20 protein-coding genes are annotated in these 22,586 nt (G+C 67.7%); 8 read left to right on the top strand and 12 right to left on the bottom strand.

Annotated elements, in window-relative coordinates:
• Position 1 precedes the first annotated feature (1 nt).
• Genes C5O79_RS00915 through C5O79_RS00870 form a run of 10 tightly spaced genes read right to left on the bottom strand, consistent with a single transcriptional unit; the run spans position 2 to position 9,662 of the window.
• A complete protein-coding gene (locus C5O79_RS00915; RefSeq protein WP_046547055.1) occupies positions 2–985 on the bottom strand; it encodes a ferritin-like domain-containing protein in 984 nt (327 codons plus the stop codon).
• A gap of 1 nt (position 986) precedes the next feature.
• Positions 987–1,625 (bottom strand): hypothetical protein, encoded by a 639-nt coding sequence (locus C5O79_RS00910; RefSeq protein WP_124647623.1) that lies wholly within the window; start codon positions 1,623–1,625, stop codon positions 987–989.
• A 1-nt stretch (position 1,626) separates the two neighbouring features.
• A complete protein-coding gene (locus C5O79_RS00905) occupies positions 1,627–2,511 on the bottom strand; it encodes a hypothetical protein (RefSeq protein WP_046547053.1) in 885 nt (294 codons plus the stop codon).
• Between the two features lie 7 nt (positions 2,512–2,518).
• Complete coding sequence (locus C5O79_RS00900) at positions 2,519–2,773, bottom strand: acyl carrier protein (RefSeq protein ID WP_011350104.1); 255 nt, start codon at positions 2,771–2,773, stop codon at positions 2,519–2,521.
• 58 nt (positions 2,774–2,831) lie between these two features.
• Positions 2,832–3,941 carry a hypothetical protein gene (locus C5O79_RS00895; RefSeq protein ID WP_124617870.1) on the bottom strand — a complete coding sequence of 370 codons (1,110 nt, stop codon included), beginning with the start codon at positions 3,939–3,941 and terminating at the stop codon, positions 2,832–2,834.
• A gap of 15 nt (positions 3,942–3,956) precedes the next feature.
• Positions 3,957–5,276 (bottom strand): hypothetical protein, encoded by a 1,320-nt coding sequence (locus C5O79_RS00890; protein ID WP_122478069.1) that lies wholly within the window; start codon positions 5,274–5,276, stop codon positions 3,957–3,959.
• A complete protein-coding gene (locus C5O79_RS00885) occupies positions 5,266–6,006 on the bottom strand; it encodes an outer membrane lipoprotein-sorting protein (RefSeq protein ID WP_122478067.1) in 741 nt (246 codons plus the stop codon). The genes C5O79_RS00890 and C5O79_RS00885 overlap by 11 nt, the downstream gene beginning before the upstream one ends.
• On the bottom strand, positions 6,003–7,220 hold the full coding sequence (locus C5O79_RS00880) for an ABC transporter permease (protein WP_047853209.1): 1,218 nt from the start codon (positions 7,218–7,220) through the stop codon (positions 6,003–6,005). The genes C5O79_RS00885 and C5O79_RS00880 overlap by 4 nt, the downstream gene beginning before the upstream one ends.
• Positions 7,192–7,902 (bottom strand): ABC transporter ATP-binding protein, encoded by a 711-nt coding sequence (locus tag C5O79_RS00875; protein ID WP_071335853.1) that lies wholly within the window; start codon positions 7,900–7,902, stop codon positions 7,192–7,194. Before C5O79_RS00875 ends, C5O79_RS00880 begins: the two co-directional genes overlap by 29 nt.
• Positions 7,899–9,662: a fatty acyl-AMP ligase gene (locus C5O79_RS00870; RefSeq protein WP_236862424.1), complete on the bottom strand. Its 1,764-nt coding sequence runs from the start codon at positions 9,660–9,662 to the stop codon at positions 7,899–7,901. The genes C5O79_RS00875 and C5O79_RS00870 overlap by 4 nt, the downstream gene beginning before the upstream one ends.
• A gap of 418 nt (positions 9,663–10,080) precedes the next feature.
• Here C5O79_RS00870 and C5O79_RS00860 point away from each other — a divergent pair, with 418 nt between their 5' ends.
• The 4 genes from C5O79_RS00860 (at position 10,081) to C5O79_RS00845 (ending at position 14,573) form a co-directional block, all read left to right on the top strand.
• A complete protein-coding gene (locus C5O79_RS00860; protein WP_047853210.1) occupies positions 10,081–11,028 on the top strand; it encodes a fatty acid desaturase in 948 nt (315 codons plus the stop codon).
• 47 nt (positions 11,029–11,075) lie between these two features.
• On the top strand, positions 11,076–11,948 hold the full coding sequence (locus C5O79_RS00855) for a diiron oxygenase (protein ID WP_122478998.1): 873 nt from the start codon (positions 11,076–11,078) through the stop codon (positions 11,946–11,948).
• Between the two features lie 613 nt (positions 11,949–12,561).
• The gene (locus C5O79_RS00850; RefSeq protein ID WP_046547047.1) at positions 12,562–13,554 is read left to right on the top strand and encodes a LysR substrate-binding domain-containing protein; all 993 of its coding nucleotides are present in this window, start codon (positions 12,562–12,564) and stop codon (positions 13,552–13,554) included.
• A gap of 194 nt (positions 13,555–13,748) precedes the next feature.
• Entirely contained in the window at positions 13,749–14,573 is an 825-nt protein-coding gene (locus C5O79_RS00845) for an alpha/beta fold hydrolase (RefSeq protein ID WP_122478060.1), read from the top strand.
• A 74-nt stretch (positions 14,574–14,647) separates the two neighbouring features.
• Here C5O79_RS00845 and proP read toward each other — a convergent pair whose 3' ends face one another.
• Entirely contained in the window at positions 14,648–16,117 is a 1,470-nt protein-coding gene (proP, locus tag C5O79_RS00840; protein WP_122478057.1) for a glycine betaine/L-proline transporter ProP, read from the bottom strand.
• A gap of 272 nt (positions 16,118–16,389) precedes the next feature.
• Positions 16,390–17,418 carry a DNA topoisomerase IB gene (locus tag C5O79_RS00835; RefSeq protein WP_122478054.1) on the bottom strand — a complete coding sequence of 343 codons (1,029 nt, stop codon included), beginning with the start codon at positions 17,416–17,418 and terminating at the stop codon, positions 16,390–16,392.
• Positions 17,419–17,793: 375 nt separating this feature from the next.
• On the opposite strand from C5O79_RS00835, the gene C5O79_RS00830 reads away from it, so the two are divergent.
• The 4 genes from C5O79_RS00830 to yjfF all read left to right on the top strand — a co-directional run bounded on the left by C5O79_RS00830 (position 17,794) and on the right by yjfF (position 22,467).
• The gene (locus C5O79_RS00830) at positions 17,794–18,756 is read left to right on the top strand and encodes an ABC transporter substrate-binding protein (protein WP_046547044.1); all 963 of its coding nucleotides are present in this window, start codon (positions 17,794–17,796) and stop codon (positions 18,754–18,756) included.
• 74 nt (positions 18,757–18,830) lie between these two features.
• Positions 18,831–20,345: a sugar ABC transporter ATP-binding protein gene (locus tag C5O79_RS00825; RefSeq protein WP_039355706.1), complete on the top strand. Its 1,515-nt coding sequence runs from the start codon at positions 18,831–18,833 to the stop codon at positions 20,343–20,345.
• Positions 20,342–21,382: an ABC transporter permease gene (locus C5O79_RS00820; RefSeq protein ID WP_047853215.1), complete on the top strand. Its 1,041-nt coding sequence runs from the start codon at positions 20,342–20,344 to the stop codon at positions 21,380–21,382. Before C5O79_RS00825 ends, C5O79_RS00820 begins: the two co-directional genes overlap by 4 nt.
• The gene (yjfF, locus tag C5O79_RS00815; RefSeq protein WP_047853216.1) at positions 21,379–22,467 is read left to right on the top strand and encodes a galactofuranose ABC transporter, permease protein YjfF; all 1,089 of its coding nucleotides are present in this window, start codon (positions 21,379–21,381) and stop codon (positions 22,465–22,467) included. The genes C5O79_RS00820 and yjfF overlap by 4 nt, the downstream gene beginning before the upstream one ends.
• Positions 22,468–22,586 lie beyond the last annotated feature (119 nt).

The raw sequence follows: 22,586 nt of genomic DNA, 5'->3' as shown, positions 1-22,586 counted from the left end.
TTCAGTTGAGCGGCATTGCCGCGTAGTCGAGGACGTCGAGTTTTTCGAAGGTCGCCTGCACGGTCGGCGTGAGCAGGCCCATCTCGCGGATCGTCGGCACCAGGCGCCGGAAGATCGAGCGGCGGATCGAGCTGGAGACCGGCGACTCGCGCACCATCGCGCTGCATTCGCGCTTCGACAGCCCCATCGGTTCCCAGATGTCGTCCGCGCACAGGTGCTCGTACAGCACGGCCGCGCCTTCGCAGACGAACTCTTCGCGCTCGCGCAGTTCGACCGCGCTCATCTCCGCATACACGCGGCACAGCGTGATCCGGCCGACCGCGAAGTGGCGCGATTCGTCGCGCTGGATCCGCACGAACAGGTCCTTGATGAACGGATCGGTGCTGTACGCGACGACGCTCTGGAAGATCGACAGCGCGATGCCCTCGACGAGCACCTGCATTCCGAGGTTCGTCATGTCGAGCGCGCTGCTCGTGATCGTGTCGTGCAGCAGCCCCTTCAGCGAACGGCTCATCGGGTAGCTGACGTCGAGCTTCTCGTTCACGAGCTTCGCGTACGCCTCGACGTGGCGCGCTTCGTCCATCATCTGCGCGGCCGCGCACAGCCGCGCGCTCAGGCCGTTCTCGGCCGATGCGAGTTTCGATGCGCAGATCAGCGCGGCCTGCTCGCCGTGCAGGATCTGCGACAGCAGCCAGCCCTGCGCGTGATGGCGCACCTCGCGTTTGTCGGTGTCCGAAAGCTTGCCCCACAGCTCGGTGCCGTAGATCAGCAGCGTCGGGTCGGGCATGCCGAGCGGGTTCGCCGGATCGAGATCGTGGCTCCAGTCGACATCGGTCGCGACGTCCCACTGCGCGGCCTTCGCCTTTTCGTACAACCGGTTCAGCGCCTCTTCGCGCAGTGCGTAGTCGTTCGACATCAGGGCGTCGACGGGCATCGACCAGCGGATGTCGGCCGTGTCCTGCATAACGGTGAGCGTGTCAGTCATTTCAAGGTCTCCCCGGCCGCGCGGCGGCGCCGGAATGATGGGCGGAATCGGTAAGCGCCGCAGCCGCGCCGCGCGGGGCGGCCGGGTGCGGGTCGAGGCGGATCGCATACGACGGCCACGGGCCGCGCAGCTGCGCGTCGAACGCGTCGGCGAGCCGCGCGGGCCAGATCGCGCAGCACACGCGGTTGTCGCCGGCGAACTCCGCATCGCGCAGGATCCGGTCGCCGATCCACACGACCGGGGCGCCGCGCGCGGCATCGCGCAATGCTTCGTCGTACAGGTGCACGCCGAGCAGCACGTGCGGCGCGAGCAGTTCGGCCGGCAACGCACCGAAGTACGGCGCGCAGACTTCGATGAACAGGCGGGCGTCCGGATGCACGGCGTCGCGGATTCGCGCGGTGATTTCGGCGAGGAATGCGAAGTACTGGACGTGGTCGAGCAACACACGGCGATCGCCGCCGTGCGCATCGCCCGTATGCATGGCGCCGGCGTCGTACACGTCGCCGGCCGTTTCCGCGAGTGCGGCACGCGCATAGTCGGCCGGCGTGTCGAGCGGCATCCGGTACGCGCTCGCGGCGACCGCGACCGGCCGCCGCGCGTCACGCTCGATCCGGTAGGTGAAGTGAACGGGTCGCACCATGTCACGCCTCGTCGTCGAGAGAGAACGTCGCGTCCGGCGCGAACGCGACGTCGGCGACCGCGTAATAGCCGTTCAGCGCGAGCGAGCAGACGGCCGCGCGGCGCGGCGTGTCGCCGTCGCGATGCGCGAGCAGCACCGACAGCCACGGATCGCTGCCGAACGCATGACCGAACACCCCGTGGCCGTCCGGCAGCAGCGGCGTCTTGCCGACCGACGCGAGCAGCGCACGGCGCGACGTCGCCGGAAAGAACGGCAGCGCCGCGTGCAAGCCGGGGCGGGCCGCGCAGAAGGTGCGGATGTCGCGGCCCAGCCGCACGACCGCGCTGGCCGGCGGCGCGGCCTCGGCCAGCACCGACGGCGCCGACGATGACGCTTCGCGGCCGACGTCGACGAGCAGCGTGCACACGCCGAAGCCCGAGCGTCCCCAGGCGGGGTTGCCGTGCCAGTACGTGTAGCCGTGCACGTCGATGTCGACGATCTGCAGCAGCAGCGTGCGCGGCCCGGTCTCGGCCGCGGTGGCGAGCGAGCGGCGCAATACGTAGCCCCAGCCCGCGCATTCGTACGAGCAGGTCATCCAGTCGGGCGTGTAGTCGTTTGCACCGGCCAGTGCCTGAGCGAACACGCGATGCTGCGGCGAATCGTTCATCAGCAGCATCGACAGGATCGTCGAGCTGACCACGTAGTCGTCCGCGCCGACCGCGCCGCACAGCCGCTCGCGTTCGGCGCACGCGAGCGTGCCGATCGCGCGGGCCGTGTCGTCGAGCGGCACGGCCGCGCCGTCGCGCGACGGAGCGACGCGCCGGTACGCGAGCGCCTGCACGGTCAGCGCGGTCGCCGGGGCCGGCTGGGCGGCGGGAGCCGCCACGGTCGCAAGGGGCGCGAGCATCGTCGTGTCAGGCAGCGTGCTGCTGGCGGCGCAGTTGCGCGTCGAGCTGCTGCAGCGTCGTGTACTGCGTGATGTTCAGCGCTTCCGGGTCGATCGAACCGTAGAGCTGTTCGCAGAACACGATCAGCTCGACGATGTTCAGCGAATCGATGCCGAGTTCGCCGATGCCGGCGTCGGTGTCGACGGTTTCGACGTTGAGGATCTTCGCGACTTCGCGGGACAGGATGTCGAGCGCGTCGGCCGGAACGTTCTGGGTCGTCATGAGAGGAGCTCCTGATAATGAAGTGGGTTGATCGGGATCGATCGGCCTGTCGCGTGGGTCAACTGCCGGCTTCGCAGCGCAGGCTCTTGCGAAGCTCGTGATAACAACGGTACGAACTGCCTTCCATCTTCGAAAACGCCAGCAGGTCGCGCTGGTCGTCGAACGTGGCGACCCTGCCGTCGCGCACGAGCGCGGTCAGGAATTCGTTCGACAGCAGCTTGATCGCGAGCACGCGCTGCACCTTGCCGAAGCTGTAGTGCGCGTCGTCGGTCTGGCTGCGCGCGGCGTCGGCGATGAACTGGTGGACGGCGCGCGCGTCGGCATCGAGTTCGACGCGGCCGGTGCGTTCGAGCCAGCCGACGTGCGCCATCAGCGCGCGCACGAAGTAGGGGCGCACGACGGTCAGGTACTTGTTGAACACGGTCGGGCCGCCGATCCGCAGGCGATCTTCGGCGTTCACGCGCACCTGGCCGCCGACGTTCGCGAGCTGCAGGTTGCCCGCGAGGAACGGCGCGCCGCAGGTCGTGCGCTTCAGCTTCCGGTACTCGTCGGGCCACACGAGATAGGCAGCCGGGAACATCACGCCCGGCAGCCGTGCGGCGACCACCGCCATGCAGTCGCGATGCGCTTCGATGCCCCACACCTTGTCGACGGTGAGCGCGAGGCCGTGGTCGTCGCTGCGCACGACGGTGCGCCATGCGGCGAGCGTCGGGCCGCCGCCGTCGCTCATCAGGAACGCGAAGTTGTGGCCGCTGTCGATGCATTCGCATGCGCGACGGTTCTGGTCGTCGGAGAAGAACAGCCCGAACATGATGCGGATGAACGCACGCATGAACGGCTTGAACAGGTGATGAAACCCTTCGCGGCCGATCTGTTCGAGCAGCGCTTCGGTGAGCGGCGCTTCGTCGTGCCGCAGCGGCGTCGATGCGGACGAATCGGGCAGCACGTCCGGCGTGGCGGCATGCAGTGCGATCACCATCTCGCTGTCGAGCAGCCGCACGGCAGCTGCTTCGACGAGCCGGGCGGCCGCGCGCGGCGGCATGCCGAGCGATGCGATCGTGTCGAAGTGGCGCAGCACCGGATACGCGGCCTGGTCGGCCACGCGCAGCAGCAGCGGTGCGGTCGCGAGCGGGCCGGCGGACGAAGCGGGAGCGGAAAGCGTGGACATGGGGCAGGGTTCCTGTCAGAAGCGCACGCGCACGGCGGCGTCGATACGGGTGCCGAGACCGACCATCCGGTACTCGGAGTTGCTGTCGGAGAACGCACGGGTGACCGCGACATCGACGCTCACGCGCTTGTTCACGTCGGCGACGACTTGCGCGATCGCGAGCAGGCCCTTGTCCTGCGGCGAATAGACGCCGCGCAGCGAATACTCGACGCGGCCGATCTTCTTGCCGAGCCGGGCGAACAGGTAGTCGCGCAGGTTGCCGTCGACGCTCACGAAATCGGCCGTGCCGCCGAGGCCGGCCAGTGCCGCGCCGGGCGCGACGGGCAGCAGCGCGTTGTTCACGCGCGTCGCGCCGACCATCTGGCGCCACTGGTTCGCGTCGTAGCGTGCCTCGTCGTGCGACCACTCGACGATCAGCGAGAAGTTGCCGGGCAGTGCGCTCTGCATGCCGACAGCGCTGCGCCACATGATCTGGCGATCGTTGCGGCGATCGACCGCGTCGTACGCGGCCGGGGAATCGAGCGGCGTGCCGTTTGCGATGAAGGCGGGCAGCGGACGCGTCGTGCCGCGCTCGAGCCATGCGCTTGCATAGACGGTGTTCGAGCGCGCGACGTCGAACGACAGCGTCGCGCCGGCGCCCCCGTGTCCTGCGTGCCGGCCCGCGAGCAACGCGGCCGATCCGCCCGACCAGTTGTACGCGCCGCGCACGAGCTGCGTCGCGCCCTGCACGTCGCGGTTGTCGACGTCGCTGCGCAGCGTGCGGTTCTCGCCGGCGATGAACTGCAGCGTGGTCTGTTCGCCGGCCCATTTCGCTTCGACGAGCGGCGTGCCTTCGACATCGCCGTAGCGGTCGTAGATGTCGGCCGTCGCGGCGCGCTTCTGAAAGAAGCCGAGCGGAAAGAACGCCTGCGACGTGTCGAGCGGATCGATCCGCTTGCCGGCGGTGAGCGTGATGCCGTTGTCGAACGCGTAGCGCACGCCGGCCTCGTTGAAGCGGGTGGACTGCGCGCCGAGCGAGTGATTGCCGGCAACGGCGCGGGCGTTCATGAACAGGTTCTCGCCGTCGATGCGCGCGAGCAGGCCGGCTTCCTGCAGGTTGCGCGGCTGGTCGCCGATCAGGTTCCCCAGCAGCGCGTGCCCATCCATGCTGTCGACGGTGCGTGCGTACGCGATGCCGTTCAGCGTGCTCAACTGTTCCATCAGCGATTCTCCGTGCGCGAGCGTGCAGCCGAGCGCAAGCGGGACGGCGAGCGCGGCGGCGGGCCAGATTCGGCCGGATGATGGACGGAGGCGGTCACGATGGGCGTCGACATGGGCGTCGTGGTCACTGGCCATCGGCAAGCGTGTCGGGGTTGAACCAGCCCGACGGAATCTTGCGCGGCTGGCCGTCGAGGATGTCGACGACGCTCGCGCGCTGCTTCTCGATCTCGTTGCGATACGTGATCTTGCGGATCACCTTGCGCCCGTTCGCGTCGACCGGTGCGGAGAAGTCGGCGCTGCGGAACAGCAGGCCGCTCGCGAGGAAGAACTGCGCGCGCACCGGCACGTCGGTGTCGGGCGTGATCCACAGCTTGATCGTCGGGTAGACGTTGTCGGGATCGGTCGCGGTCAGGTCGAGCTCGGTGGCCGGCTTGCCGGCGATCGTCGTCGCGCCCGGCGCGGCCGACGCGTGATAGCTGTCCGCCCAGTGCGTGCGCGTGATGTCGCTGATCACGACCTCGCCCTGCAGCCGCTGCATCCCGTTGATGCGTACCGCGCTGCGCGTGTTCGGCACGTAGAACCAGTGGCCGCGCGTCGTCGCGAGATATTTCTGGCCGTCGTTCTCGCCGCTGCGCGTCAGCGCAAGCGTGTCGCCGTTGCCGCGCGTATAGACGAGGTAGCGCGTCGCGTCGCCGGACTGCCCGCCGACTTCGTTCGTGATCTGGATGTTGGTCTGCGTATCGGCGGCCGTGCTGCGGTATGCGTCGGCACGGGCGAGCATGGCCTGGGCCGTCGGGGCGTCGGCGGCGTGAACGAGCGGCGCGCACGCGACGAGCGCGGCGGCCAGGTGGCGAATGCGAATCATGGGGCGAGTCCTTCGAGGATGTTGCGTTTGGCGAGGCCGAGCGTCGCGAGCAGCGCGGCGGCCACCCCGAGCACGACGAACGCGCCTTCGACGGCGGCCACGGCGGCCGGCGAGACCGTGAATTCGAGCAGGATCGACTTCACGCGGCCCGGCGGCGGGGGCAGGTGGATCTGCGCGTGATTGAGCGCAACCATCGTCAGCAGCGCCACCGCGATGCCGGCGGCCGCGCCCAGCAGGCCGAGGAAGGCGGTCTCCTGGATCAGCACGCCGCGCACCGTCGCGGCCGGCACGCCGAGCGCGCGCAGTGTCGAGATCTCGCGGCGGCGCTCGACGATGCTCATCAGGATCCAGTTGCTCATCGACAGCAGGATGGTCAGGCAGAGAATCGCGCCGAACACCGAGAACTGGTTCTTGTACAGCGCGACGACCTGGTGATAGAGCGACACGAGCTGGTCCCAGGTCTTCACGTCGAGCGCGGGCAGCGCGGCGCGCAGCGTGGCGGCGGCGGCCGGCGTGTGCGCGGTGTCCGACAGGAACACCGCGATGCGCGACGCGCGGTCGGTGCGCAGCAGCGCCTGCGCGGCGGTGAACGTCACGTTGACGATCCGTTCGTCGACGTCCTTGTTGCCGGTGCTCATCACACCGACGATCTGCGCATCGGTCGCGTTGATGCCGCCGTGCGCGGTCGACGCCATCAGCTGCACGACCGAGCCGACGTGCACGCCGAGCTTGCGCGCGAGTTCGGCGCCGACGACGACTTCGGTGCCGGCATTCGTCGGCGACAGGTAGCGACCCGACAGCACCGTGTGATAGTCGAAGAAGCCGGGCGGCTCGCGGTTCGGCTCGATGCCTTCGCCGACGAAGCCGTAGCTGAGATCGCCGTTCGAGATCAACCCGTCGAAGTCGATGCCGCGCGCGGTGGTCGCGACGCCGGGCAGTGCCGCGATCGCGTGCGTGGCGGTGGCCTGCTCGTCGGCGGTCAGCCCGTACTGCAGCGGCCGCTCGCCGATCAGGTCGAGATAGCCGTGGTGCAGCACCTGCACGTGGCCGACGCCGCTGTCGATCGACCCTTCGCGCACCGCGTCGAAGGTCGCGATCACGTAGCCAAGCGCGAGGCTCGACGCGAACGCGGCGACGCCGATCATCGCCATCGTCAGCACGGTGCGGCGCTTGTTGCGCCAGAGGTTACGCCACGCAAACGTCGACCAGTTCACGATTCACTCCCGGTACGCCGTCGCGCATCTCGATGCGGCGCGGCAGGTGCGCGCACAGACGATCGTCGTGCGACGCAATCAGAAAGGCGGTGCCCAGCGTGCGATTGGTGTCGAGGATCAGCTCGGCCACCGCCCGTGCGTTGGTGCTGTCGAGGCTGGCGGTGGGTTCGTCCGCGATCACGATCGCCGGCTCCTTCGCGAGCGCGCGGGCCAGCGCGACCCGTTGCTGCTCGCCGCCGGACAGCTCGCCGGGGCGGTGGCGTTCGCGCGCGGCGAGCCCCACCGCGTCGAGCATCGCGCGTGCGCGCTCGCGCCGCGTGCGAGGCGTGCCCCATGCGAAGCAGCCGAGTTCGACGTTTTCGAGCGCGGACATCACCGGAATCAGGTTGAACTGCTGGAACACGAAGCCGATGCGCTCGCGGCGAATTCGCTCGAGCGTGTCGGGCGCATCGTCGATCCGGCGGCCTTCGAGCCAGCGTTCGCCGGCGCTCGGCACGTCGAGAAAACCGGCCAGGTTGAGCAGCGTGCTCTTGCCGCTGCCCGACGGCCCGACGAGCGCGACGACGTCGCGCTGGCCGATCGAGATCGTCGCGCCGCGCACCGCGACGACGCGGCCCGCGCCCTCGTACACGCGCGAGACGTCGCGCAGTTCGAGCACCGGCGTGAGCGTGGCGGTCGTCATGCGTACGCCCCCTGGCCGGCTTCGGCGGCGGCCGTCGCGTGGATCACGGGCAGCGCGCCGTTTGCATAGAGGTCGCGGCACTTCAGGCGCTGCAGCTTGCCGCTCGTCGTGCGCGGCAGCGAGCCGGGCTCGACGAAGCACAGATCCTGCGCGGCGAAGCCGATCCGCGACGCGAGCAGCTGCTGGCATTCGGCGCGCGTCTGCGGCGTCGCATCGACGGGCCGCGCCTCGATCGCGACGACCAGCCGCTCGGTGCCCGTCTCCGGATCGGGCAGCCCGAACGCGATGCAGGTGCTCTTGCGCAGCATGCGATGGGATGCCAGCGCCTCCTCGATTTCGTGCGGGAAGTAGTTGCTGCCGCGAATGATGATGACTTCCTTCTTGCGCCCGAGGATATGGAGCTGGCCGTCCGCGACGTAGCCGATGTCGCCGGTGCGGAACCAGCCGTCGGCCGTCAGCGGCGCGGCGATCGACCCGTCGTCGGGGTTCAGGTAGCCGAGCATCACCGACGTGCCGCGGATCGCGACTTCGCCGACCGCGCGGTTCGCCAGCGGGTGGTCGCCGTCGTCGAGGATCCGGAACGCCATGCCCTCGATCGGCGTGCCCATCGCGAGCACGGTTTCGGTGTCGGTGTCGGCGCCGTCGTTCGCGGCGGCCGGTTGCGCGTCGCGGCGCTCGATCAGCGCGCGCCGGTCGAGCGTGTCGGCGATCACGTACGGCGCACCGTCGACGGCGCCTTCGTGCCACGCACGATGCATCGACACCGCGAGCGTCGATTCGGCCATGCCGTAGCACGGCTGCAGTGCCGAGGCCGCGAGACCGTACGGCGCGAACGTCGCGGCGAAGTCGCGCAGCGTCGCGTCGTCCACGCGTTCGCCGCCGATGAAGATGTTGCGGCACGCGGACAGATCGACACCTTCCATCGCGGCGGCATTGAAACGGCGCACGCAGTAGCGCAGCGCGAAGGTCGGCACCGATGTCGTCGTCGCGCGCGCCGACGCGATGCGCTTCAACCAGCCGAGCGGATGACGAATGAAGCTGTTCGGCTGCATCATCAGCAGCGGCGCGCGGTAATGCATGTTCGACAGCAGCGTGAGCAGCCCCATGTCGTGATAGAGCGGCAGCCACGACGCGGTGCCGTCGCCGGCCGCGATGTCGAAGCGCACCGACCCGCCAATGCCGAGCACGTTCGCGATCACGTTCTCGTGGCTGAGCACCGCGGCTTTCGGATGCGACGTCGAACCGGACGTGAGCTGGACGTGATGCGGATCGCGGCCGTGCTTAGCGCTGATCAGCGCGCGCGCACCGGCATCCGCGACGAGCGACAGCGTGTCGAGATCGACGACACGCGTGGATGAAGCGGGAAACGCGTCGTCGCGCCACGCGGCGGACTGCGCATCCGCGGCGATGACGAGGCGCGGCCGGTACAGCTCGCATGCGACGTCGATCACCTGCCGCCCGGCGGTGGCGCGGCGCGCGGGAACGGGCACGGTGCAGGGCAGTGCGCCCGTCATCACGCAGGCCATCATCGCCGCCGCGTGCCCGACCGATGCGGGCAGCGCCAGCATCACCAGGTCGTTCTCGCGCACACCGAGTTCGCGCAGTGCGCCGGCCTGGCGAAACACCTCTTCGGCGAAGCGCCGGTACGTGATGCTCGCCTCGTTGCTGGCGTCGTCGACGAACGTCATGCGATGCATGGCGCCCGCGACGTCCTCGAGCGATTCGATGAGGCGATGAATGGTGGATGCGCACTTCGTCACGAGGATTCTCCCCTTGAGGAACACGGCCGCTCGCGCCACGGTGCCGGCGGCGCCGTTCGTCGAGTGAGGGGGATTCTTGCCGGATCGACATGACGCGACAAACGGAATATTTGCAGGCTATGCATGAGCAGCACGCATCCACTCGGCGCTGCCATGTGCGTATACGTGCGAGCCCGCGCGAGGTGAATGGTCGGTACGCATTCGACCGGTCGTCTAGTTCACGATGTGGTGCGCTCATGCGCGGGCGTCATGCAATGCGTTCGGAAAATTCGTTTGTCCGAAGCATCGACTCACAGAAGAATTGCAACCCGGCAGCGCGCCAGTGTCGCCGCGTCATCGTGCCGGGCAGGGTCCGGCCAAGGAGAGCATTTTGTCCGTCACCTCATCGCTTCTCGCCCGTCAGAAACCGGTTGCAGACATGAAGAGCCGCCCGAGCGGCGTCGTCTTCTCGCTGAAGCTCGCGGTCTACGTCGCGCTCATCGCGCACGGCATGCTGTTCGCGCTGTCGACGTATGTCGTCCTGAAGATCGTCGGCATCCTGCTGATCGGCGCGATGTACGCGCACGGGGTCGAGCTGCAGCACCAGGCGCTGCATTACCAGGGATTCAGGAGCAAGCGGCTCAACATGGTGTTCGGCGTGCTGCTCGGCATGCCGATGCTCGTGTCGTTCCATGCGTACCAGGACAGCCACCTACGCCACCACCGGCTGCTCGGCACGCCCGAGAACAAGGAGTTCTTCGACTACGGCGACCAGTACGGCGCGAGCCCCGTCGTCAATCTCGGCCTGTGGGCGTGGCGGCTGTCGATGGCCGCGCACTATATCCAGTTCGCGAAGAACGTCGCGAAGCTCGTCGTGCCGGGCGCAAGCTTCGGCGATAACCCGCTCGTGTCGCGTGCGATCCGCCGCGATCACCTGCTGATGGTCGCGGCGATCGCGCTGCTGGCCGGCGTGTCGATCGCGCTGCACACGTGGTTCGCCGTGTGGGTGTGGGTCGTGCCGCTCGTGTTCGTGGCCGCGCCCGTGCATGCGCTGGTCGAGATGCCCGAGCATTACCGCTGCGACCTGACGAGCACCGACCCGTTCCGCAACACGCGGACGATCGAAAGCAATGCGTTCATGACGTGGTTCACGAACGGCAACAACTATCACGTGGAGCACCACATGATGCCGAACCTGCCGATCGAGCGGCTGCACGACCTGCATGGCGCGATCGGGCCGCGCATCCGCTATTACCACCGCACCTACCGGCAGTTCTATTACGCGCTGCTGCGCGGCAGGCTGTCGCCGCGCACGGTGGACGACGACGCGGACGACCGTGCGCCCGACGCCGACGTGGCGGCGCCGGCGTCCACGCAATCGGCATGACCGCGATGGTGCCGATCGGTGCCGCGCCCGAACGCCTTTCAACGACGGTGACGACGATGCTTTATCCGGAACTTTTCAGGTCGCTGGAAGCGGTGCGCTGGGACATGGAGAAGGACATTCCGTGGGACAAGTTCGACGCTTCGCTGCTCACCGACGAGCAGGCCGAGACGATCAGGATGAACGCGATCACCGAATGGTCGGCGCTGCCCGCGACGGAAATGTTCCTGCGCGACAACCGGCACGACAGCGACTTTTCCGCGTTCATGAGCGTGTGGTTCTTCGAAGAGCAGAAGCATTCGCTCGTGCTGATGGAATACCTGCGCCGCTTCAAGCCGGAAATGGTGCCGACCGAAGAGGAGCTGCACGCGGTGCGCTTCCAGTTCGACCCGGCGCCGCCGCTCGAGACGCTGATGCTGCACTTCTGCGGCGAGATCCGCCTGAACCACTGGTACCGTTGCGCGGCCGACTGGCACACCGAGCCGGTCATCAAGCAGATCTACGAAACGATCTCGCGCGATGAAGCACGCCACGGCGGCGCGTACCTGCGCTACATGAAGAAGGCGCTGAACAACTGCGGCGACGTCGCACGTGCCGCGTTCGCGAAGATCGGCGTGCTGATGGCGTCGGCGCGCCGCACCGAGAAGCCGCTGCACCCGACCAACCTGCACGTGAACCAGGCGCTGTTCCCGCGCGACACCGTGCAGTCGCGCCTGCCCGATCCGGAATGGCTCGAGCGCTGGCTCGACGAGCAGATTCGCTTCGATGGCGAATGGGAAAAGAAGGTCGTCGAGCGGATCCTGCACAACCTGTCGATCCTGTTCGAGCGCACGTTCGCGACCGCACAGGAACTGAACCGCTATCGCCGCGAAGTGACCACGCGAATGCCCCGTGTGACGGACGGCGTGGTGGACAGCGTATAGCGACGCGCATCCCGTCCGGTAAAGGGCGGAACCGATTCCGGACGACTGGGCGGCGTCATGCACGCGCGTTGCCCTTTCGGGTCGGCGGAATATTCATTGCCGGACATAATTGCTTCATCAATTGCGGAAATTGAATGGCGCAATTCAATTTCATTCGTTTAGTATGTTTTCGTAAACATGAAAACGAGAATTTAAATAGTATTCCGCGTGTATGTTGAAGTGCGTTTTCTTTTCGCTATCCGGTAAAGGAATAAAACTGTCTGGCAATTGAAACTTGATTGTAGGCATTCGGATGTGCGTCTGCTGTAGCATCAGTATGGTTGTCATGGCGTCTATTTGTGCCCGTAATGCGCTGTTTTTATGCGACTTTGCCGGTTATCTTTCGCGCCATTTCGGCTGTTCACTGATTTACAAAATCACTACTTGATAATGTGGATGTAAGAATATCTACCCGATGAAAATCGATAGATAAATACGGGTGTCACGATTGAAAATAAGAATGATCCGCATCCATGCTTCAATATAAAATCGTTTCCGAATCCAAAAAGGAGAAACGATTCAGGGAGACGAACGGCGACTGGTCTGTCGGTGGGTGCAACTTTGAGGCGGCGGTATGGCTAATGTGAGATTGGCAAAGCGATTGAGAAGTATGCCTTCGCTGGATTTCCTGAGAGGCTTCGAATGCGCGGCGCGCCATTTGAGCTTTACGCGTGCCGGGCAGGAACTGAACGTCACGCAATCCGCCGTGAGTCGGCAGGTCAAGGCGCTCGAGGAGCAGCTCCGGATCGAGCTCTTTCACCGGCACATTCGTTCCCTGACGCTGACCGACAAGGGGCGGGAGTTGTACGACGCGATCTCGTTCGCGTTGTCCGACCTGGAATCGGTGATCGGCAAGCTGTCGTCGAGTGTGGGCCAGCGCGCGATTTCGTTGTCGACCACCGTCTCGTTCGCGGCGCTGTGGCTGATTCCGCGCCTCGGTTCGTTCCGCGCCAGCTACCCCGACATCGACGTACGCGTATCGGCCACGAGCGAAATTGAAGATCTTAAACGCAAACGTTTGCACCTGGCCGTGCGATATGCAGGGCCGTATACGTCGACGGACGAGACGGACGTGCTGTTTCGCGAGCGTGTCGTGGCGGTCTGCAGCCCGAGCCTGATGCCGGCGGCGGGCGACGCCGCGTCGATGAAGCCGGAGGATCTCGACAAGCACGTGCTGCTGCATCTCGACGATCCGCGCGGCGAGTGGCCTTGGCACGGATGGAGCCATCTGCTGAAGGAACTGGGCGTGCCGCGCCTGCGGCCCGCCGGCGCGCTGCATTTCAGCCAGTACGACCAGCTGGTGCAGGCCGCGGTCGACGGGCACGGCATCGCGATCGGGCGGCGGCCGCTGGTCGACGGTCTGCTGAAGCAGGGCCGGCTCGTCGAGCTGTTCCCGCACTGCACGGTCGCATCGGGCAGCTACGTGCTGGTGCAGAACCCGGATGCATGCAACGAGTTCGATATCGCGGTGCTGACCAACTGGTTGCTCGAACAGGCGAATCATCCGCTCGCGTCGGACCAGGAAACGGGCGGCAGCAACGTGGTGCCGATGTATCGCGTCGGATAGCACGGTCGCGCCACGCCGTCGCGGGTGCGCGTCGAAGGGCATGCGGCAGGTTCGACGCGAACGCATGTGCGATCCGTCATGCGCCGCGCCCGCAACCTGTGCGATGATGCGCCGCTTCGCATTCGTTGCAGCACGCCGCCGACCGCGGCGCCCGGTTCCGGGCCGCTGCCGATCGCGCCGACACCGGAGACGACATGCCCGCAGTGAACATTCATGGCAGCACCTTGCATTATCAGGATCACGGTACCGGGTTCCCGGTGCTGCTCGGGCACAGCTATCTGTGGGATGCGGCGATGTGGGCGCCGCAGATCGACGCGCTGTCGCGCCAGTATCGTGTCATCGTGCCGGACCTGTGGGGGCACGGCGCATCGGGCGCGCTGCCCGAAGGCACACAGACGCTCGACGATCTTGCCGCGCAGGCGAGTACGCTGCTCGACGCGCTGGCGATCGAACAGTGCGCGCTGGTCGGGCTCAGCGTCGGCGGCATGTGGGGGGCGCGGCTCGCGTTGCGCGAACCGCAGCGCGTGCGTTCGCTCGTGCTGATGGATGCGTCGCTCGAGGCCGAGCCCGATGCGACGCGGCTGCGCTACTTCGGGATGCTTGACGCCATCGCCGCCGCGGGCCGTATTGCGCCGCCGCTGCTCGATGCGATCGTGCCGCTGTTCTTCCGGCCGGATGTCAATCTGGCGAGCCCGGTGCCGTCCGCGTTTCGCGACGCGCTGGCGAGCCTGCCGGCCGACCGGTTGCGGCAATCGATCGTTCCGCTCGGCCGGCTGATCTTCGGCCGGCCCGACACGCTGTCGGCCCTCGCCGAACTGGACGCCGAACGCACGCTGCTGATGTGCGGCGCGGGCGACATGGCGCGCCCGCCGTCGGAAACGGTGAAGATGGCGAGCGTGATCGGGTGCACCCATGCGCTGGTGCCGGACGCCGGCCACATTTCGAATCTGGAAAATCCCGCGTTCGTCACGCGCATGCTGCTCGACTGGTTCGACGCGCAGCGGCTGTCGGCAGGTTGACGCTGCGCGCGACGCCGGCGCATGTCGCGCGGCGTCGCGTCATGTCATGAGAGCCCGCGCAACCCGCGCCCGCATCACGCGCGTTCGCTGACCGGCGTGAGCTTCCTGTCCCGGCCGCGCGCTTCGTCGGCCCGGCCGCGAACGAGGTTCAGCGCCTCAGCGCGGCTCGCGACGCACGGCGCGGAGCCGGGCAGCGGCTGGCGCGCCGTTTCGCGCAGCGCGAGCACCGACACGATGCCGATGAACGATGCGCCCATCAGGTAGTACGCGGGCATCATCAGGTCGCCGGTGCGATCGACCAGCCACGCGGTGACGAGCGGCGTCGTGCCGCCGAACAGCGACACCGACACGTTGAAGCCGATCGCGAGCGCGCCGTAGCGGATGCGCGTGGGGAACAGCGCGGGCAGCGCCGACGGCATCACGCCGGTGAACGTCGACAGCAGTACCCCGTAGATCAGCATCCCGCCGAACACGGGCAGCATGCCGCCGGTGCGGATCAGCATCAGCGCCGGCACGGCCAGCACGAGCAGGCCCACGCAGCCCGCCATCATCACCGGTTTGCGGCCGATCCTGTCCGACAGGTGCCCGGCGTAGAGCGTCATCGGCATCATCAGCACCATCACGAGCAGCACCAGGAACAGGCCGTGCGATTCGCGGAAGTGCAGCGTCGCTGACAGATAGCTCGGCAGGTACGACAGCGCCATGTAGTCGGTCACGTTGAAGATCAGCACGAGGCCGACGCATTGCAGCAGCGGTTTCCACTGTTCGACGAGCAGCGTCGTGAAGCGTTGTTTCGGCCGCGTGCGTTCGTCCGCTTCGCGTGCTTCGGCCTCCTTCTTGAAGGCGGGCGTTTCCTCGAGTTTCAGCCGGACATAGAGTCCCACGAGACCGAGCGGGCCGGCGATGAAGAACGGCACGCGCCAGCCCCACGACAGCAGCGCTTCCTGCGACAGCGACGCGGTGAGCAGCGCGACCGTCGCCGCGCCGAGCGTATAACCGATCAGCGTGCCGAATTCGAGGAAGCTGCCCATGAAGCCGCGGCGCTTGTCGGTCGAGAATTCGGCGATGAAGGTGGCTGCGCCGCCGTATTCGCCGCCGGTCGAGAAACCCTGCACGAGGCGGGCGACGAGCAGCAGCACGGGCGCCATGATGCCGATCGACGCGTAGCTGGGGATCAGGCCGATCGCGAAGGTGCCGGCGGCCATCATGATCATCGTGGCGGCGAGCACGCGCTGGCGGCCGATGCGGTCGCCGAGCGGGCCGAACACCATGCCGCCGAGCGGGCGCACGAGGAACGCGGCCGCGAACGTGCCGAAGGTTGCGAGCAACTGCGCGGACGGGCTGCTGGACGGGAAGAACACCTTGCCGAGCGTGACGGCGATATAGCTGTACACGCCGAAGTCGAACCATTCCATCGCGTTGCCGAATGCCATGGCGCCGACCGCGCGCTTGAGGACGGCGGGGTCGACGATCGTGATGTCATCCAGCTTGACGGACTGGCGCGAAGATCGGGCTTTCGCGGCGTGCGCTTGCGACGGGCTCAATGAACTCTCCTGGAATTGCCTTGGCAGCCGGCCGGGCGGGTGTGCAGTGGAGTCGTGCGGGCCGATGGGCAGCGAAGGCAGGTGTCTCGGGGCGCCCCGATGTCGGTGAAGTGACGCGCGTTGCGGGCGACATCGGGCAGGGTTGTGTGAGAGCCAGTTTAGAGAAACGGGCGCCGGCGACTATCGGTCATGCGCCCGGAACCCGGTGGTAAACGACACGGGTTCGTGTGGGGCCGGCTGCGTCGAAGCGGGTGTCCAGGGGATGTGCGCAGTCATTTCCCAGTGCGCCGACCTGCGCAGCCGAGCAACGCCGCGAACGCCGCTTCGTCCACGCGCAGCCCACGCGGCGTGCGCGACACCGCGAGCGTAGCCAGCGCACCCGACTCGAATGCATCGAGCACGTCGGGATGGATGTAGCAGCGCCGGCACACGGCCGGCGTGTTGCGCAGCAGGTCGGCCACCTCCCGCACGGTCTCGACGATCTGCTTGCGCGCGTGCGTCACGCCGCGATGCGGCGCGCGCCGTAACAACGCGAGCGCGTGCACGCTGCCGGCCCAAGTCCGGTAATCCTTCGCGGTGAAATCGGTGCCGCTCGCCGCGCGCAGGTAGTCGTTCACGTCGGACGAGCCGACTGCGTGGCGCATGCCGTCATCGTCGACATACTGGAACAGCTCGTGCCCGTGCAGTTCGGCGCAGCGCCGTACGATCCGCGCGACACGCGCATCGTCGACCGTCACGTCATGCTCGATGCCGCTCTTGCCGGCGAAGCGCAGGCGTACCTGGCCGGGTTCGAGCGTCAGATGGCGCTTGCGCAGCGTCGTCAATCCGTACGACCCGTTGTCGCGCGCGTATTCCGCATTGCCGACCCGCGCGAGCGTCGTGTCGAGCAACCGGACGATTGTCGCGACGACCTTGTCGCGTGGCATGCCCGGCAACGCGAGATCGTGCGCGACGCGTGCGCGGATACGCGGCAGCGCACGTGCGAATGCCGCCATCCGCGCGTATTTGTTCGCGTCGCGCGTCGCCCGCCATTGCGGGTGATAGCGATACTGCTTGCGGCCGCGCGCGTCGCGGCCCGTCGCCTGAAGATGTCCGAGCGGATCCGCGCAGATCCACACGTCGGTATAGGCGGGCGGGATCGCGAGGGCGTCGATGCGGGCGATTTCCGCGGCATCCCGAATCCTGGCGCCGTCCTGCCGGTAGTACGCGAAGCCGTTGCGCAGGCGGCGGCGCGTGTAGCCGGGGGGTCGGTCGTCGACATGACGTAGCGTCGCGCCCGTGCGGGGGGCGCGCTGCTTCATGCCGCGAGGGCTCCGGCCGGCGGTGCTGTCAGTGCGCGGCGACCCGCGCTGACGGGCTGCAACCATTCTTCGCTCCTTTTCGTTCGCGCACCGCCGCGCCTGGCACGGAGGGCAGTCGTGGCGGCCGAGCAAGAACCGTGCGCCGCACGCGGCGGGCCTGCCCGCATGCTTAGGTGTTTATACGTATGCCGAATCCGATATCGCCGCAATCCAATATTTCATTAGAAGGTTATCGGACTTGTTTCTAGACTGATGCGGGGCATGCAGACCGGGCCGGCGCGACGCCTCCGGCCGGCGCACAGCCCCGATCCGCGCCCGCGCCAAGCAGAAACACAACAGCGCAGCGGCACACAACGACATCATCGGAGACGAACCATGACATTCATCAGGAAGCTGGCAGCCGGCGCGATCGTTGCCGCGGCGGCGGTGCTGGCCGGCGGCGCGCACGCTCAGCAGAAACCGATCACGCTCGGTTTCTCGCAGGTCGGCGCGGAAAGCGCGTGGCGCACCGCGAACACCGTGTCGGTGAAGGGCGCGGCGAAGGACGCCGGTATCAACCTGAAATTCTCCGACGCGCAGCAGAAGCAGGAGAACCAGATTCGTGCGATCCGTTCGTTCATCGCGCAGAAGGTCGACGTGATCGCGTTCTCGCCGGTCGTCGAATCGGGCTGGGAGCCCGTGTTGACCGAAGCGAAGGCAGCCCACATTCCGGTGATCCTGACCGACCGCGGCGTCGACGTGAAGGACCCGTCGCTGTACGTGACGATGATCGGCTCCGACTTCCTCGAGGAAGGACGGCGCGCGGGCCACTGGCTCGAAGAGCGCTACAAGAACGACGCAGGCCCGATCAACATCGTCGAGCTGCAGGGCACGGTCGGCTCGGCGCCGGCCAACGACCGGCGTGCCGGCCTGCTCGAAGTGATCAAGAGCAATCCGAAATTCAAGGTGATCGCGTCGCAGAGCGGCGACTTCACGCTCGCCGGCGGCAAGCAGGTGATGGAAGCGTTCGCGAAGACTTACGGCAAGCAGATCAACGTCGTCTACGCGCACAACGACGACATGGCGCTCGGTGCGATCCAGGCGATGGAAGAGGCGGGGATCAAACCCGGCAAGGACGTGAGCGTCGTGTCGTTCGACGCGACGAAGGGCGGCTTCCAGGCGATGGTCGCCGGCAAGATCAACGTCGACGTCGAATGCAGCCCGCTGCTCGGCCCGCAACTGATGAGCGCGGTGAAGGACGTCGTCGCCGGCAAGCAGTTGCCCAAGCGCATCGTGACGAACGAGACGGTGTTCCCGATGAACGTCGCGGCCCAGGTGCTGCCGACCCGCAAGTACTGAGCCACGTACCGACGATCCGGCGCGGGCGGCGGCGTGGCGGCCGCCCGGGCGCCAACCGCTTCGAGGGAGGATGCATGGAGAGATCGCCGGTGGTCGAAATGATCGGCATCGACAAGTCGTTTCCGGGCGTGAACGCGCTGCAGCGCGTGAACTTCCGGCTGTTTCCGGGTGAGATCCACGCGCTGATGGGCCAGAACGGCGCGGGCAAGTCGACGCTGATCAACGTGCTCACCGGCGTGCATGCGCACGACGCGGGCGAGATTCGCGTCGGCGGCGCGCCGGTGAATTTCGCCGCGCCGCGTGAGGCCGAGGCGGCCGGCATCCAGACGCTCTACCAGGAAGTGAACCTGTGCGCGAACCTGTCGGTCGCGGAGAACATCTTCGCGGGCCGGCAGCCGATGCGGCGCGGCGCGATCGACTGGAACACGATTCATGCGCGCTCGCGTGCGGCGCTGGCCGAACTCGACCTGTCGCTCGACGTCACGCGCTCGCTCGACGCGTATCCGATCGCCGTGCAGCAGATGGTGGCGATCGCACGGGCCGTGTCGGTCGACGCGCGCGTGCTGATTCTCGACGAGCCGACGTCGAGCCTCGACGACGGCGAGGTCGCGCGGCTGTTCGACGTGCTGCGCCGACTGAAGGCATCGGGCATCGCGATCCTGTTCGTCACGCACTTTCTCGAGCAGACCTATGCGGTGTCCGACCGGATCACCGTGATGCGCAACGGCGAGCGCGAAGGCGAGTATCTCGCGCGCGACTTGCCGGTCGACGTGCTGGTCGCGAAGATGACCGGCCGCGAACGGATGTCCGACACGCTGCAGGCAGGTGCGGCGGCGGTCGAACGCACCGCCGGCGAGGCGGAACCGTTCCTGTCGATGCAGCAGGTCGGCCGGCGCGGGATGATGAGCCCGCTCGACCTCGACGTGCGGCCCGGCGAGATCGTCGGGCTGGCCGGGCTGCTCGGCTCGGGGCGCACCGAAACCGCGCAGCTGGCATTCGCCGCGGAACGTGCGGACACCGGCGCGATCGAGATCGACGGCGCGCGCACGCGGCTCGCGTCGCCGCACGACGCGGTCCGCAACGGCATCGCGTATTGCCCGGAGGATCGCAAGAAGGAGGGCATCGTCGCCGCGCTGTCGATCCGCGAGAACATCATTCTCGCGCTGCAGGCGCGTCGCGGCTGGTGGCGGCTGATCGGGCGGGCGCGGCAGCGCGAGCTCGCCGATACGTACATCGCACGGCTCGGCATCAAGGCGCGCGACGCGGAGCAGCCGATCGGGCTGCTGTCGGGCGGCAACCAGCAGAAGGTGCTGCTTGCGCGCTGGCTTGCGACGGAGCCGAAGCTGCTGATCCTCGACGAGCCGACCCGCGGCATCGACGTCGCCGCGAAATTCGACATCATGGAGCGCGTGCTCGCGCTGTGCGCGCAAGGGCTCGCGATCCTGTTCATCTCGTCGGAGATCAGCGAAGTCGTGCGCGTGAGCCACCGGATCGCGGTGTTGCGCGACCGCCGCAAGGTCGCCGAACTCACCGGCGCCGATGCATCCGAGGAGCAGGTGTACCGGCTGATCGCGGGAGGCCAGTCATGACGCTGCTGCGCACGCTGTTTCGTCATTCGCTCGCGTGGCCGGCATTGACGCTCGTCCTGCTGTTCGCGCTCGACGTCGCGCATCGCCCGGGCTTCCTGTCGATCACGCTGCTCGACGGTCACCTGTTCGGCGCGCCGGTCGACATCCTGAACCGCGCGGCGCCGCTCGTGATCGTGTCGCTCGGGATGACGCTCGTGATCGCGACCCGCGGGATCGACATCTCGGTCGGCGCGATCGTCGCGATCGCAGGGGCAGCCGCGGCGATCGTGCTCGATGCGGACCCGTCGCGGGTCGGCACGGCACTGGCCGCCGCGCTCGGCGTCGGGCTGCTGGCCGGCGCATGGAACGGGCTGCTGGTGGCGTTCGTCGGGATGCAGCCGATCATCGCGACGCTGATCCTGATGGTGGCCGGCCGCGGCGTCGCGCAACTGCTGACGGGCGGCCAGATCATCCCGATCGGCGCGCCCGGCTACCTCGCGCTCGGCGGCGGCTATCTCGCGGCCGTGCCGTGCGCGGTGTGGATCGCGCTGGCGACGATCGCGGCGACCGCGCTGCTGGTGAACCGCACGGCGCTCGGGCTGTTCATCCGTGCGATCGGCGTGAACCCGGTCGCGACACGGCTCGTGGGATTGCGCTCGGGCGCGATCGTGTTCGGCGTGTACCTGTGCTCGGGCGTGATGTCGGCGCTCGCGGGCATCCTGGCCAGCTCGAACGTGCGCAGTGCCGACGGGAACAACGCGGGGCTGCTGCTCGAACTCGACGCGATCCTCGCGGTGACGCTCGGCGGCACGTCGCTGCTCGGCGGCCGTTTCAGCCTCGCCGGCTCGGTGCTCGGCGCGCTGATCATCCAGACGCTCACCTACACGACCTATTCGATCGGCGTGCCGCCGGAGGCGACGCTCGTCGTCAAGGCGGTCGTCGTGATCGTCGTGACGCTGATCCAGTCGGACGCGGCGCGCGCGCTGGTCGTCCGGCACGCGTCGCGGCTGCTGTCTTCCGCGCGTTCGCGCGCCACTTCCGGAGCGACGCCGCGATGAATCGATTCCTTGTCCGGCTCGCCGACCCGCGCACGCTGCCGATCGTCGTGACGATCGTGCTGTTCGCCGCGCTGTTCGGCTTCGGGTCCGTGACCTACACGGGCTTTTTCTCGATGCAGGTGCTGACCGGGCTGCTCGTCGACAACGCCTTCCTGCTGATCGTCGCGATCGGGATGACGTTCGTGATCGTGTCGGGCGGAATCGACCTGTCGGTCGGCTCGGTCGTCGCGCTGACGACGATCTTCTGCGCGGTCGGCGCCGAGCGGCTGCACTGGCCCGTGTGGGTGATCGTGCCGCTGGTACTCGCGTTCGGCGCGCTGTACGGCGCGGCGATGGGTGCGTTGATCCATTATTTCCGGCTGCAGCCGTTCATCGTCACGCTGGCCGGGATGTTTCTCGCGCGCGGCGCGTGCTTCCTGATCACGACGCAGTCGATCACGATCAACGAGCCGGTGTTTCATGCGATCGCGGGCTTCAGCGTGCCGGTGGGCGGCGGCACGCTGAGCGCGGGCGCGTTGATCGCGCTCGCGACGCTGGCCGGCGCGATCTACGTCGCGCATTTCACGCGCTTCGGCCGCAACGTTTACGCGATCGGCGGCAACGAGCGTTCGGCGCTGCTGATGGGGCTGCCGGTCGCGCGCACGAAGGTCGGCGTGTACGCGCTGAGCGGCTTCTGTTCGGCGCTCGGCGGCGTCGTGTTCACGCTGTACGTGCTGTCGGGTTACGGGTTGCAGGCACAGGGGATGGAGCTCGACGCGATCGCCGCGACCGTGATCGGCGGCACGCTGCTCACGGGCGGCGTGGGCTACGTGATCGGCTCGGTGTTCGGGGTCGGCATCCTCGGCACGATCCAGGTGCTGATCACGTTCGACGGCACGTTGAGTTCGTGGTGGACGCGGATCGTGGTCGGCGCGCTGCTGTGCGTGTTCTGCGTGCTGCAACGTGTGATCGAACGGCACGCGGCGCGGCGGCGCACGGGCGGCACGGGGCTTGGGGCGCCGAGGCCGAAACGCGGCCCCGCACAGGCGCGGCCAGCATCGCCGGACGAGGATGCCGCGCTGGTTTCGACGATGCGGCGGCTGTAGCGCGCATCGGCCGGCGGGGCAGCGGCACGAAGCGCCCTGACGCGACGGTGGGCAGTGCCGATGCGCGGGCTGTCGCATCCGGCGGCCCGCCGCTGCCCGATCGGCGCGTGCGCGGCGCG

Source organism: Burkholderia sp. SRS-25, from assembly GCF_004343765.1.
In the GTDB taxonomy this organism is placed as follows: domain Bacteria; phylum Pseudomonadota; class Gammaproteobacteria; order Burkholderiales; family Burkholderiaceae; genus Burkholderia; species Burkholderia contaminans.
This window is presented reverse-complemented; position numbering and strand designations above follow the sequence as displayed.